The following is a 12,646-nucleotide window of genomic DNA, read 5'->3' on the forward strand; positions in this document are numbered from 1 at the left end:
GTCCTTCCAGGCAGTTGCGGTCACAAGAACTCCGCTTCAGGGAGTGCGCATCATCGTCAGCTTACCAGAGCAAAGCGGAAGTCTGCCACTGCAAGTGTGATCGGCGGCTCGTGACCCAGAGCGGTCGATTGCCCTTTTCGACCTCCATGGCTTACGTTCGGAGCACAGCACGATCCCGCAAACCAGCCGAGAGCCAGAATGCCTAGACTTGTGTCGTTCACACACTTCCTTGCGCTGATCGCTGTTGTTCAACCGACCGCCGCTTTTGCCCAAGACAAGGAATGCGTTCCAATTTCTTGCCGCGCAGTATACCGACTTACGACATGTGATAAGCCAAGATCGGGCGCCACGATCTTTTCGGGACGCGTGGTCAGCGTGTCGAGGGAATGCTCGAATGATGTTGTCCAGGTGCAAATTGAAGATGGGGAGACGAACAGGGTGCCGCCAGTGGTCGAGATCATCGTTCGGCCCTGCGGGCACTTCGTTGGAAAGGTCGGTGATCTTACTCGGGTTGCTGTGATGAACCCAACACCCACCGTCCGGCGCTATGATCTCGCTTGCAGATACTATTGAGGTGCGATTTCCGCTTCTGGCCCTTCTCGACCATCCGTGGCAGTTACTCGAATGTCGGTTGTCGGCTGCAATTCCGACCCGGCCGGGAGCGTCGACGAAGGGCTGGCGTAGCCTCAAGCGCCTGAGGGTGAGGGCTTCGATCATGGGACCGAAGCCCTCTTTTCGATGACGAGTCCGAGGCTAGATCCCCAGCAGCTTCCTTGCGTTGGCCTTCAGCACCTTCGGCCGGACCTCGTCGCGGATGTCGATCTTGGCGAAGTCCGACAGCCAGCGGTCCGGCGTGATCACCGGCCAGTCGGAGCCGAACAGCATCTTGTCCTGGAGGATCGAGTTGATGTAGCGCACCAGGATCGGCGGAAAGTATTTCGGCGACCAGCCGGAGAGATCGATATAGACGTTCGGCTTGTGGGTCGCGACCGACAGCGCCTCTTCCTGCCAGGGGAAGGACGGGTGCGCGAGGATGATCTTGAGGTCGGGGAAATCGGCCGCGACGTCGTCCATGTACATCGGGTTGGAATATTTCAGCCGCATGCCCATGCCGCCGGGCATGCCCGAGCCGACGCCGGTCTGGCCGGTGTGGAACAGCGCGATGGCGCCGCCATTGTTGATCTCTTCGTAGAGCGGATAGGCCATGCGGTCGTTGGCGTAGAAGCCCTGCATGGTCGGATGGAATTTGAAGCCGCGCACGCCGTATTCCTCGATCAGCTTGCGCGCTTCGCGCGCCCCGAGCTTGCCCTTGTGCGGGTCGATCGAGACGAAGGGGATCAGGACGTCGAGATGATCGGACGCGATCTCCAGCATCTCCTCGTTCTTGTAGCGGCGGAAGCCGGTCTCGCGCTCGGCATCGACAGGGAAGATCACCGCGGCGATGTTCTTGGAGCGGTAATAGGCCGCGGTCTCCGGCACGGTCGGCGGATGCTTGTGCGGCGACTTGAAATACTCCGCCATCTGCGCCTGGAAGTCGTCATAGCCGTCGTCGGGATGGGTGCCGCAGGGCTCCTCGGCATGGGTGTGGATGTCGATCGCGACGACCTTCTCGATATCAGGCAGCTTCAGCTTCGGCATGGGTGTCCTCCCGACGGGTTGCCGAATTGATTATAGGATATAACGAATTTGGCAAGGCGTCGCGAGAGGCGACATTGTTGCCTGCAAGCGGTCCTGACTCCCCTCGGCTGGTCGGGAGGGCAGATCGGGCCGATCCGGCCGCTTTGACCGTGCATGGGGTTGTCTTCGAGAATTTGCCGGTTCGGAAGGCGGCAGTGAACATTGACATCACCTGCCGCCATGCCTTAAGAACCGCCCCGTCCCGGGCGGTCGTCCGCCAGCGGGAAAAATCTCATTTTGCCACATTCGCGCGTGCCGCAACGGTAGTGCCGAACACGGCCTTTCGAACGTTCAGGATTCCGCCATGAAGGTCCGTAACTCGCTGAAATCGCTGCGCGGTCGCCATCGCGCCAACCGCTTGGTCCGCCGCAAGGGCCGGGTCTATGTGATCAACAAGGTGCAGCGCCGCTTCAAGGCGCGCCAGGGCTGATCTCAAGGCTGATATCAGCCCGGCCGGACGCCCTCGCGCGTTCCCGCAACACCACGGCTCACACGAGTTTGACGCCGCCTTTGCTTTGCAAGGGCGGCTTTGCGCGTTTAGACTTTCACCATGGCAGTGAGATTCCCGCATCCGCGCACGTTATGTCTGGCCCTTGTGCTGGGAGCCGTCGGGCTCGCTCCGGCGCTGGCGCAGCAGATCGAACCGCCGAACCCGCCCGGCAAGCAGAAGAAGCTGCCGGAGGCACCAGCCAAGCTGCCCAAGGTCGATCGCACCAAGAATCTGGATTTCCTGTTCGGCGCGCTGAAGGCGGCGCCCGACGAGGTCAGCGCCAAGCATGTCGAAGCGCGGATCTGGGCGATCTGGCTCCAGACCCCCAGCGACACCGCGGCGCTGTTGATGGCGCGCGCCAAGACCGCGGTCGACGCCAAGAAGATCGAAGTCGCGATCAAGCTGCTGGACTCGGTCATCAAGCTCAGGCCCGACTATATCGAGGCCTGGAACCGGCGCGCCACGCTCTATTACATGCAGAACGATTATGGCCGCTCGCTCGCGGACATCCAGCAGGTGCTGATCCGGGAGCCGCGCCATTTCGGCGCGCTCGCAGGTCTTGGCATGATCATGCAGGAGGTCGGCGACGAGAAACGCGCGCTCGACGCCTACCGCAAGGCGCTCGCCGTCAATCCGCACCTCGAGAAGATTCCCGACCAGGTCAAGTCGCTGACCGAGAAGGTCGAGGGCCGCGATATCTGAAGCGGAATGGGCTTTGGTCGAATCGATGCGTCTCGGAGAACTCGGATCTCCTCTCCTGTAGGGAGAGGTAATCGCCCGTGCCGATCGAGTCTCGCTCCATCATGCTTTAGCCGACAACTCGATCATTTCTTGAGGGAGCGCGGCGTCTTCGGATTAACCACGATCGCAGGCGCGGCATCGTGAGCACTATTGCCCGGGCCGCCGCAGGCCTACCTGCATGGCAGGAGCGAAAGCCATGAAGCGTTTGATTTTTGCAGGGTGCTTGCTGCTCGCGTCGGGGACGGCGAGTCTGGCCGACGGATTGTTCTGGGTGGTCGGCAACCGCGCCACCGGAAAATGCAATATCGTGACCAGCAATCCGGTCATCATCGGCGATATCTGGTTCGGCGACGGTCCCTACAAGTCCAGGGCCGATGCCAAGCTTGCCCGTTCGACGATCCGCGTCTGTCCCGCGCTCACGCCGGACGAGGAAAAGGACGAGGACGGCACGAACTAGCCTGCCTTCAATGCAGGACGCTGCCGCCGCGCTCGACCAGACCGCGATCGGCCGCTGCCGCATAGGCCCTTGCCAGCTCCGCTTCGAGATGCTCGTTGATCAGCAGCAGCGCCCGCACGGCACCGCGCAGGTCGCCGTTGCAACTCGCGACGATTTCGTCGATCGCAGTGTCGTTTGATCTGAAGCTCATCGAAAATCCTCCGGTTCAAACCAGGACAATTTCTGCCGGTCTTTCCCACATCCCCTGGGGCCTGCGAGGAGGATCGGCGCCCACCCGCGCCTAGATGGCGGAACCGACCATGGCGATTATATGGACGCCGCGATGACGGCTGCATGAAGCCGTTCCGGGCTTGCGTATGCCCGTGGAATATTGTTGATTCCATTGAGCTTTTACGTTCTGCAATTGTGCACATATCCACAGCCCCGGCATTTCGGTGGACCACGGAAAGCCGGTGGCGCGAAACTGCCGCCCTCCAGACCCGTAACTGCCCTGTGCCCAGGATCACCCGGATTCTCCCCATGATCGTGATGTCAGTCGTGACGGCGCTGGTTGTGCTGGCGCTGGTCACGCAGGCCGGGATCGTCGCCGTGCAGCGCGCCTTTCCGCCGCAGGGCGAGATGGTGGACGTCGACGGCGCGACGCTTCACGTCGTCGACATCGGCCCGCGCGGTGCCGGCTTGCCGATCGTGATGCTGCACGGCGCGAGCTCCAATCTGGAAGCGATGCGGCGCCCGCTCGGCGACATCGTTGCCAGGGACCATCGCGTCATTCTGGTCGATCGCCCCGGTCATGGCTGGAGCACGCGTGCGCGGCGGCAGGATTCCACGCCGCAGATCCAGGCGCGGATGATCGACGAGGCGCTTGAAAAGCTCGGGATCGAGCGTGCGGTCTTCGTGGTGCATTCCTGGAGCGGCGCGCTCGGCGCGCGGCTTGCGCTCGATCATCCCGGCCGCGTCGCGGGCCTCGTCATGCTCGCGCCCGTCACCCATCCCTGGCGCGGCGGCGTCGGCCGTTACAACGAGATCATCGCGACGCCGGTGATCGGTCCGCTGCTCGCCTACACCATCACCCTGCCGCTCGGTTACTTTCTCGCCGAACCCGGCGCGCGCAGCGTATTCCTGCCGCAAATGATGCCCGATGGATTCGTGCGGGATTCCGCGACGCCGCTCTTGCTGCGCCCGCGCGAGTTCATCGCCAACGCCTATGATCTGGTGACGCTGAAGCAGGCGGTTGCGGCGCAAGTCGCACGCTATGGCGAGATCGAGGCGCCGGTGACGGTCATCGCCGGCGAGCCCGACAAGACGGTGAAAACCAACATCCACGCCCGCCCGTTCGCGGCCACGGTGCCGAATGCGAAGCTGATCGTGCTGCCCGATCTCGGCCACATGGTGCAGAATGCCGTGCCCGACCGCGTGAAGGCGGAGATCGAGGCAATGATCGGGAGGATCGTCCCGGCACAGGCCGCGGCCGATTAGAGTTCTTGCGGGCGAGTTGATGCTCCCGTAGCCCGGATGGAGCGAAGCGCAATCCGGGGCCCGCTCGCACCGTCCCGGATTACGCTGGCGCTCCATCCGGGCTACGGCACCGTGCCTGTGTCGCCTCTGTCAATCCCATCGCGCGAAAATATTCCACTTTACCGAAATTCGGTTTTGACGTATGTGTCGTTCATCCCGGCTCAACCAGGAGGGGCGATCTCGAGGTCGTCTTGATCGCGAGCCGGGCTTGCGGTGGACGCGGCAGCGTCGGCACGAGATGGGACGGGCAGGGCGGGTAGTCCCTGTGAGCCCGAACCCCGCGTGTGACGAACGGCGCTGCTAGGCTTCGTCTCGCTTGTAAGTTTCCGGCTTCGTCGACAGGGCTGGAAATACTGCAGCGAAAGGACGGGCCGTGCGTACGGCAAAACCGTGTGGTCCTGGCCGTCGTTGCTACGGTCAAGCCTACCGCGGAGGTGCGAGCGAGCCCAACCGGGCAGACTGCATCATCCAATCCGCGGGGCGAGGGAGGCCAGAAGGACATTCGGCTCCCGGGAGAGCACGGCATAAGCCGTCCGACCACCGCGCAGGGAAGGCCGAGTGATCGGCACCACCTGTATGCTGCTGTGCGGTTCTTCCTGCGTGTGCATTTCGCGCAGCGGACCGCGGGTGCGTTGTCAGCACCCGGCCTTCCCTGCGCCCTCTTGGATCAGAGGGTGGAGACGCAAGCAAAGCTCGGGCGAATTCAGCCGCGAGAACAAGAAGGCGTGTCTGCAAGCGAGCTGGTGCGGGAAGAGCGGAACCGTTGCGTCACACTCCGTCATGGCGAGCGCAGCCACTTGTCCGCCGAAGCCTTGGCGAAGGCGGAGCAATCCAGAATCGCTCCGCGGGGGCGGTCCTGGATTGCTTCGTCGCATCTGCGCAAAATTGCTTCGCAATTTTGTCGCTGAGCCCCTCGCAATGACGTGAAGAGAGTCTGCGTCACAACAAAAAGCCGCAGCTCCGGTCCTGATGCGATCGGAACCGAAGCTGCGGCGGCCGTTTCAGGCGAAGCTTACTGCTTGATCTTCCCGTCCTTGTCGTATTGGGCAAGGAAGGCCCAGAGATTGTTGATCTCGGTCTCGTTCTTGATGCCGGCGAACGCCATCTTGGTGCCGGGGATCTTGGCCTTGGGGTCCTTGATGTATTCCTTGAACACGGCCTCGTCCCAGGTGATGCCGGAATTCTTGTTCGCGTCCGAGTAATTATAGCCCTCGACCGTGCCCGACTTGCGGCCGTTGAGGCCGTTGAGCTCGGGGCCGACCTTGTTCTTGGCGCCTTCGCCGATCGCGTGGCAGGCCAGGCATTTGTTGAACGATGTCTTGCCGGCCGCGACATCCTGCGCCATCGCGGCGGGTGCGGTGGCAATCATTGTGAGGATCGTCAGTGCGCCAAAGGTCAGTTTTGTCATAAGTGTGCTCTTCGTCTCTTCCCGGGTCAGATGGAGGGCCGTGTTTTGGCAGGTCCGATGCAATTGGACAAGCCGCGAAACCTTGACAGGTTTCCTGCTAGCAGGCTTGTCCCAGAGAGAACTTGCGCTGCAACAAAGCAATCCGACCTTCGGAGGACCTACCCAAAGCGGGCAAGACATGATTGATTTGCTGCGACTTTTTCATCTGGCGGACGAGAGCTTCTGAAAATGGCCATCATGATGCCCGCAAGCGACCAGGCCGTGCTCGCACGCCGCGCCGAGATCGTTGCTGCGCTGCGCGCCATCGTGCCCGGCGAGGGCGTGATCGATACGCCTGCCGAAATGCGCGCCTATGAATCCGACGGGCTCACGGCCTATCGGCAGCCGCCGATGGTCGTCGTCCTGCCCGACACGACCGAGCAGGTCTCGCTCATCCTGAAATATTGTGCAGGGCAAGGCATCAAGGTGGTGCCGCGCGGTTCCGGCACCTCGCTGTCCGGCGGCGCGCTGCCGCTCGAGGACGGCGTGCTGCTCGGCCTCGGCAAGTTCAAGCGCATCCGCGAAATCGATTTCGACAATCGCGTCGTCGTCACCGAGCCCGGGGTCACCAATCTCGCCATCAGCCAGGCGGTCGCCCATGCCGGCTTCTATTACGCGCCCGACCCGTCCTCGCAGATCGCCTGCTCGATCGGCGGCAATGTCGCGGAAAATTCTGGCGGCGTGCATTGCCTGAAATACGGCATGACCACCAACAACGTGCTCGGCTGCGAGATCGTGCTGATGAGCGGCGAGATCCTGCGCATCGGCGGCAAGGGGTGCGAGAACCCCGGCTACGATCTGATGGGCGTCATCACCGGTTCCGAAGGCCTGCTCGGCGTCATCACCGAGATCACGGTGCGCATCCTGCAGAAGCCGGAGACGGCGCGCGCGCTGATGGTGGGCTTTGCCGAGGTCGAGGCCGCCGGCGAATGCGTGGCGCGCATCATCGGCGCCGGCATCATCCCCGGCGGCATGGAGATGATGGACAGGCCGGCGATCCACGCCGCCGAGGCTTTCGTCCATGCCGGCTATCCGCTCGACGTCGAGGCGCTGCTGATCATCGAGCTTGACGGCCCCAAGATCGAGGTCGACGAGCTGATCACGCGCGTCGAGACCATCGCCAGAGGCTGCGGCTCGGTGACGCTGCAGATCTCCAATTCGGAGGCCGAGCGCAATTTGTTCTGGGCCGGCCGCAAGGCCGCATTCCCGGCGGTGGGGCGCATCTCGCCCGATTATCTCTGCATGGACGGCACCATTCCGCGCGGCGCGCTGCCGAAGGCGCTGGCGCGCATCCGCGAGCTCGGCGAAAAATACCAGCTCGGCTGCGCCAACGTGTTCCACGCCGGCGACGGCAATCTGCACCCCCTGATCCTCTACGATGCCAACAAGCCCGGCGAGATCGAGCGCGCCGAAGCCTTCGGCGCCGACATCCTGCGCGCCTGCGTCGAATTCGGCGGCGTGCTCACCGGCGAGCACGGCGTCGGCATCGAGAAGCGGGACCTGATGCCTGACATGTTCAGCGAGATCGACCTGAACCAGCAGCAGCGGCTGAAATGCGCCTTCGATTCTCAGGGCCTGCTCAATCCCGGAAAAGTGTTCCCGACCCTGCACCGCTGCGCCGAGCTCGGCCGCATGCATGTTCACGCGGGCAAGCTTGCGTTCCCCGACATCCCGCGGTTCTAGCGCGATCGTGGCAAGCGTCGAATTGCTTTTCGTTGTAAACTTGGATACCGCCTTTTCCCGTGGATACGCTCAAAGTCAGAGACGCCAAAGACGTCGAAGAAGTCGTGCGCGCGGCGATCGCGAACGAGCAGCCGCTCGAGATCGTCGGTCATGGCAGCAAGCGCAACATTGGTCATGCGATGACGACCAATGCGGTGCTCGACCTCTCCGCGCTGAATGCCGTCACCTCCTACGAGCCCAACGAGCTCATCATCACGCTCCAGGCCGGTGCGCCGCTCGCCGACGTGCTGGCGCTGATCGATGCCAAGAACCAGCAATTCGCCTTCGAGCCGATGGATACCGCGCCGCTGCTCGGCACCGCGCCATCAGGCACCATCGGCGGCATGATCGCGGCCGGGCTCGCCGGTCCGCGCCGCATCAGGGCGGGCGGGGCGCGTGATCACCTGCTGGGGGCGCACGCCGTCTCCGGCTTCGGCGACAGCTTCAAGACCGGCGGCAAGGTGGTGAAGAACGTCACCGGCTACGACCTCTGCAAGCTGCTGGCGGGGTCCTGGGGCACGCTGTCGGTGATGACGGAGGTCACCCTCAAGGTGATGCCGAAACCGGAGGCGGAGCGGACACTGTTGTTCCGCGGCCTCGACGATGCCACGGCCAACAGGGCCATGACCGCGGCGCTCGGCTCGCCCTTCGACGTCTCCGCCGCCGCGCATCTGCCGTCTCAGACGTTCCGCGCCAAGGCCGACGGGCTTGGCGATCTCGCCGGCGAGGGCGAGGCGCTGACCCTGCTGCGGCTCGAGGGCATCACGGCCTCCGCCGCCCACCGCGCCGGTTCGCTGCGCGAATTGCTGGCGCCGTTTGGAACCGCGACGCTGATCGAGGACGTCGCTTCCGCGGCGCTGTGGACCGCGATCCGCGACGTGCTGCCGTTCGCGGCCGGCGGCGCGCTCGGCGCTTGGCCGGTGTGGCGGATCGTCTGCCCACCCGCCTCGGGTGCTGTGCTCGGCACGCAATTGGCGCGCGAGACCGGCGGCGAGGTGATCTACGATTGGGGCGGCGGCCTGATCTGGGCGGCGCTGCCACCGAAGGGCGATGCACACGGACCGGCCCTGCGCGCCCGCGCCAACGCGCTCGGCGGGCACGCCACGCTGATCCGGGCGGCCGAGGAGGTCAGGCGCAATGTCGACGTGTTCCATCCGCAGGCCTCAGGCATCGCCGCCCTGAGCGAGCGGGTCCGCGCTAGTTTCGATCCGAAGACCATCCTGAACCGGGGACGGCTCACGCGGAGCGCTGCCGAATGAAGACCGAATTCTCCCTGGCGCAGCTCGCCGACCCCGACATCGCCGAGGCCGACAAGATTCTGCGCGCCTGCGTCCATTGCGGCTTCTGCACGGCAACCTGCCCGACCTATGTGCTGCTCGGCGACGAACTCGATAGTCCGCGCGGACGCATTTATCTGATCAAGGAGATGCTGGAGAAGGACCAGACCCCGACGGCCGAAGTGGTCAAGCACGTCGACCGCTGCCTGTCGTGTCTGGCCTGCATGACGACCTGCCCCTCGGGGGTGAACTACATGCACCTCGTCGACCAGGCCCGGGTCAGGATCGAGCAGCGCTATCAGCGGCCTCTGGCCGAGCGGCTGCTGCGTCAGGTGCTGGCTTTCGTCCTGCCGGACCCGCAGCGCTTTCGCTGGAGCATGATGCTGGCCCGGCTGGCCCGGCCGCTTGCCGTGTTCCTGCCGACGCCGCGCCCCTCGGCCACGCCCGGCCTGATCCAGCGCATCAAGGCGATGCTGGCGCTGGCCCCGCAGCGGCTGCCGTCACCGGGGCCTCTCCCGGGCAGCGTGTTCGCAGCGCTCGGCAAGAAGCGCGGCCGGGTCGCGCTGCTGCAGGGCTGCGCCCAGCAGGTGCTGGCGCCGCGCATCAACCAAGCCGCCATCAGCCTGCTCACCCGTCACGGCATCGAGGTCGTCCTCGTCAAGGACGAGCAGTGCTGCGGTGCGCTGACCCATCATCTCGGCGACGACCGCGACGCCTTGGCCCGCGCCCGCGCCAATGTCACGGCCTGGCAGAAGGAAGCGGCAGGCGAGGGGCTCGACGCCATCCTGGTGACCACGTCCGGCTGCGGCACCGTGATCAAGGACTACGGCTATCTGCTGCGGGAAGACAAAACGTTTGCGGCCGATGCGGCAAAGGTGTCTGCGCTCGCCAAGGACATCACCGAATATGTTGCCGGCCTCGGACTCGAACCGACCGCGCGCCAGGACAACATCGTCGTCGCCTATCACTCAGCTTGTTCGCTGCAGCACGGGCAGAAAATCACGGCCCTTCCGAAAGAATTGCTTTCCAAGAATGGATTCGTGGTGAAAGATGTGCCGGAGAGCCATTTGTGTTGCGGTTCGGCGGGGACTTACAACATTCTCCAACCCGAGCTTGCGGGCCGGTTGCGCGATCGCAAGGTCGCCAACATCGCGAGCATCAAGCCGGACATGATTGCCGCGGGCAATATCGGCTGCATGGTGCAGATTGCCAGTGGCACGTCAGTTCCGGTCGTACACACGATTGAGCTTCTCGATTGGGCGACGGGCGGGTCGCGGCCGGCACTGAACGCGTCAGTTTGAGCTTTCAGAGCCTGAACTTTCCTCCCGAGGTGACGACTGAAGACGCCCGATCACCATTGTTCGGCGGCAACAGGAGGACCACGATGGCGAAAGCGAAGAAGAAGAAAAGCAAGAAGGCCAAAAAGGCCAAGAAGGTTGTAGCGGCGAAGAAGTCCGCCAGGAAGGCAACCAAGAAGTCCGCGAAGAAGTCGGCCAAGAAATCTGCCAAGAAATCGAAGAAGGCCGTTCCCAGGAAGGCCGGGAAGAAGTCTGCGAAGACGTCGGCCAAGAAGGCTGTGAAGAAGGCGGCCAAGAAGGCTGCACCGAAGAAAGCCGCGAAGAAAGCGGCACCGAAGAAGGCGAAGGCAGCTCCCGCGCCGAAGCCGTCAGCACCGCCGGCCGCCCCGGCTCCTGAGCCGGCAGCGGAGACGAGTTGGGCGATGCCTTCGTCTTCTGCGGAAGCGGCGCCGGCCGAGGAGCAACGCTAAAGCACAATCCGGAAAAGTGCTGCCAATGAAGGCCGCTGCGGTGACGCTGCGGCCTTTTTGCATCGCGACCAGCATCTCCGGCAAGGCGTTCCCCTTTGGGGCGGCTGATTCGTAGCTGGATTGTCACGCTGGCCGCCTTCTCCGTACTTGCACGGGCTGCTCGGTGCACCTTGGAATGCAAATGATGTGATCAAGAAGTCACACCGGCCGACAACCTTTCGTGGAATCGTCAAAACGCCCAAAAAGGCGGCAGATGCCCGTGATTTTTGCTTCACGGGTCCCATCCCACCATCCAGATTGTCGCAGTAACGTGATTTTGCACACAGGTCGTTCGCCGGGGGGCTTCCGGGATCCGACTGCGTAGAACTGGCGATGGGGATCGAAATGAAGAAAGTGGCTTTGTTAGCAACGGCGCTGGCAATTGTGACGACGGGATCGGCTTTCGCGGCGGACATGCACGTGAAGGCGCTGAGGGCCCCGCCGCCGCCGGCGTTCGATCCGTGGGATATCGCCTTCGGCGGCGCGATCATGAGCAACTACGTCTTCCGCGGCATCACGCAGTCGAACAACAAGCCGTCGGTCGCCGCCTATTTCGAGCCGCGCTACAACGTCACCAAGGACCTCCAGCTCTATATCGGCGTGGCCGGTGAGAGCATCTCCTTCCCGAACCGCGCTGCGGCCGAAATCGACATCTACGGCGGTATCCGCCCGACCTTCGGCGCCTTCGCCTTCGACATCGGCGTCTGGGGTTACCTGTATCCGGGCGGGACCTGCTACTACGGTGGCACTGGCGTCGACTTTGCGGGCAACTTCCAGGGCGCCAATTGCGCCGCGAATGCCCTGCCGAATGGCAACGTGATGAAGAAGGACGTCAGCTTCTTCGAAGTCTACGGCAAGATGACCTACACGGTGAACGACAACTGGGCGTTCGGCATCAACGAGTTCTACTCGCCGAACTTCCTCAACACCGGCGCCTGGGGCAACTACGCCTCGATCACGGGCAAGTGGACGGCGCCGAGCACGACCTTCGGTTCGAGCGGCGTCGGCATGTATGTGTCGGGCGAATTCGGCCGTCAGTGGTTCGGCACTTCCGACTCCTTCTACGGCACGGGCCCCGCAGCAGCGGGTCCGGGCTATGTCGGCCCGTTCTTCCCGAACGGCATCAAATATGCCGACTATAACACCTGGAACATCGGCGTCGGCTTCACCTACAAGGTCATGACGCTGGACCTGCGTTACTCGGACACCGATCTTTCCAAGGCGGACTGCAACGCTTTCACCAGCGACTACACCTCCACCTTCAACGGCAGCTACAGCAGCATCAATCCCTCGGGCGTCGGCTCGAAGTGGTGCGGCGCGACCGGTATCGCCAAGCTCTCGTTCGATCTGACGGCGATGACCAACCTGAAGTAAGCTTCTTCCCGGAACGACTTAGCGAGGGCGGCAGGGCAACCTGCCGCCCTCTTGCTTTGAGGGCCTGAGACAACGCGAGGCGCCAAACGCGAAGGGGGGCCGGAGGCTGCCGGGGGTCCGCTCGCAAGACGGACGCCGG

12 protein-coding genes are annotated in these 12,646 nt (G+C 63.5%); 8 read left to right on the top strand and 4 right to left on the bottom strand.

Annotation, left to right across the window (positions count from 1 at the left end; genetic code table 11):
* Window positions 1-753 precede the first annotated feature (753 nt).
* Window positions 754-1,638: an amidohydrolase family protein gene (locus K410_RS0107660; RefSeq protein WP_028134303.1), complete on the bottom strand. Its 885-nt coding sequence runs from the start codon at window positions 1,636-1,638 to the stop codon at window positions 754-756.
* Window positions 1,639-1,981: 343 nt separating this feature from the next.
* Between K410_RS0107660 and ykgO the strand changes: the two genes are divergently transcribed.
* The 3 genes from ykgO (at window position 1,982) to K410_RS0107675 (ending at window position 3,365) form a co-directional block, all read left to right on the top strand.
* A complete protein-coding gene (ykgO, locus tag K410_RS0107665) occupies window positions 1,982-2,107 on the top strand; it encodes a type B 50S ribosomal protein L36 (protein ID WP_006611362.1) in 126 nt (41 codons plus the stop codon).
* A gap of 120 nt (window positions 2,108-2,227) precedes the next feature.
* Window positions 2,228-2,869: a tetratricopeptide repeat protein gene (locus K410_RS0107670; protein ID WP_028134304.1), complete on the top strand. Its 642-nt coding sequence runs from the start codon at window positions 2,228-2,230 to the stop codon at window positions 2,867-2,869.
* 235 nt (window positions 2,870-3,104) lie between these two features.
* The gene (locus K410_RS0107675) at window positions 3,105-3,365 is read left to right on the top strand and encodes a hypothetical protein (RefSeq protein WP_028134305.1); all 261 of its coding nucleotides are present in this window, start codon (window positions 3,105-3,107) and stop codon (window positions 3,363-3,365) included.
* Between the two features lie 7 nt (window positions 3,366-3,372).
* Here the strand turns inward: K410_RS0107675 and K410_RS0107680 are convergent, their stop codons facing one another.
* Window positions 3,373-3,555: a hypothetical protein gene (locus K410_RS0107680; protein ID WP_028134306.1), complete on the bottom strand. Its 183-nt coding sequence runs from the start codon at window positions 3,553-3,555 to the stop codon at window positions 3,373-3,375.
* 329 nt (window positions 3,556-3,884) lie between these two features.
* Between K410_RS0107680 and K410_RS0107685 the strand changes: the two genes are divergently transcribed.
* Window positions 3,885-4,841, top strand: a complete 957-nt coding sequence (locus tag K410_RS0107685; RefSeq protein ID WP_028134307.1) for an alpha/beta fold hydrolase — start codon at window positions 3,885-3,887, stop codon at window positions 4,839-4,841.
* A 1,051-nt stretch (window positions 4,842-5,892) separates the two neighbouring features.
* Here K410_RS0107685 and cycA read toward each other — a convergent pair.
* Window positions 5,893-6,288 carry a cytochrome c-550 CycA gene (gene cycA, locus K410_RS0107695; RefSeq protein WP_028134309.1) on the bottom strand — a complete coding sequence of 132 codons (396 nt, stop codon included), beginning with the start codon at window positions 6,286-6,288 and terminating at the stop codon, window positions 5,893-5,895.
* 228 nt (window positions 6,289-6,516) lie between these two features.
* Between cycA and K410_RS0107700 the strand changes: the two genes are divergently transcribed.
* The 3 genes from K410_RS0107700 to glcF are packed head-to-tail and all read left to right on the top strand — an operon-like array spanning window position 6,517 to window position 10,627.
* Window positions 6,517-8,010 (top strand): FAD-linked oxidase C-terminal domain-containing protein, encoded by a 1,494-nt coding sequence (locus tag K410_RS0107700; RefSeq protein WP_028134310.1) that lies wholly within the window; start codon window positions 6,517-6,519, stop codon window positions 8,008-8,010.
* A gap of 59 nt (window positions 8,011-8,069) precedes the next feature.
* Window positions 8,070-9,308: an FAD-binding protein gene (locus tag K410_RS0107705; protein WP_028134311.1), complete on the top strand. Its 1,239-nt coding sequence runs from the start codon at window positions 8,070-8,072 to the stop codon at window positions 9,306-9,308.
* Window positions 9,305-10,627 (top strand): glycolate oxidase subunit GlcF, encoded by a 1,323-nt coding sequence (glcF, locus tag K410_RS0107710; protein WP_028134312.1) that lies wholly within the window; start codon window positions 9,305-9,307, stop codon window positions 10,625-10,627. Before K410_RS0107705 ends, glcF begins: the two co-directional genes overlap by 4 nt.
* 4 nt (window positions 10,628-10,631) lie before the next feature.
* On the opposite strand, the gene K410_RS40270 is transcribed toward glcF, so the two are convergent.
* Window positions 10,632-10,919: a hypothetical protein gene (locus K410_RS40270; RefSeq protein WP_196235997.1), complete on the bottom strand. Its 288-nt coding sequence runs from the start codon at window positions 10,917-10,919 to the stop codon at window positions 10,632-10,634.
* 559 nt (window positions 10,920-11,478) lie between these two features.
* Here K410_RS40270 and K410_RS0107725 point away from each other — a divergent pair.
* Window positions 11,479-12,507, top strand: coding sequence for a TorF family putative porin (locus tag K410_RS0107725; RefSeq protein WP_028134314.1), 1,029 nt, complete (start codon window positions 11,479-11,481; stop codon window positions 12,505-12,507).
* Window positions 12,508-12,646: the final 139 nt, after the last annotated feature.

It is taken from the genome of Bradyrhizobium sp. 22, assembly GCF_000482425.1.
Classification (GTDB): domain Bacteria; phylum Pseudomonadota; class Alphaproteobacteria; order Rhizobiales; family Xanthobacteraceae; genus Bradyrhizobium; species Bradyrhizobium japonicum_B.

What these genes read in the sequence shown, in the direction of transcription:
- K410_RS0107660 (WP_028134303.1), bottom strand. Translation starts at nt 1,638, where the DNA reads ATGCCGAAGCTGAAGCTGCCTGATATCGAGAAGGTCGTCGCGATCGAC.
- cycA (WP_028134309.1), bottom strand. Translation starts at nt 6,288, where the DNA reads ATGACAAAACTGACCTTTGGCGCACTGACGATCCTCACAATGATTGCC.
- K410_RS0107680 (WP_028134306.1), bottom strand. Translation starts at nt 3,555, where the DNA reads ATGAGCTTCAGATCAAACGACACTGCGATCGACGAAATCGTCGCGAGT.
- ykgO (WP_006611362.1), top strand. Translation starts at nt 1,982, where the DNA reads ATGAAGGTCCGTAACTCGCTGAAATCGCTGCGCGGTCGCCATCGCGCC.
- K410_RS0107685 (WP_028134307.1), top strand. Translation starts at nt 3,885, where the DNA reads ATGATCGTGATGTCAGTCGTGACGGCGCTGGTTGTGCTGGCGCTGGTC.
- K410_RS0107725 (WP_028134314.1), top strand. Translation starts at nt 11,479, where the DNA reads ATGAAGAAAGTGGCTTTGTTAGCAACGGCGCTGGCAATTGTGACGACG.
- glcF (WP_028134312.1), top strand. Translation starts at nt 9,305, where the DNA reads ATGAAGACCGAATTCTCCCTGGCGCAGCTCGCCGACCCCGACATCGCC.
- K410_RS0107670 (WP_028134304.1), top strand. Translation starts at nt 2,228, where the DNA reads ATGGCAGTGAGATTCCCGCATCCGCGCACGTTATGTCTGGCCCTTGTG.
- K410_RS0107675 (WP_028134305.1), top strand. Translation starts at nt 3,105, where the DNA reads ATGAAGCGTTTGATTTTTGCAGGGTGCTTGCTGCTCGCGTCGGGGACG.
- K410_RS0107700 (WP_028134310.1), top strand. Translation starts at nt 6,517, where the DNA reads ATGGCCATCATGATGCCCGCAAGCGACCAGGCCGTGCTCGCACGCCGC.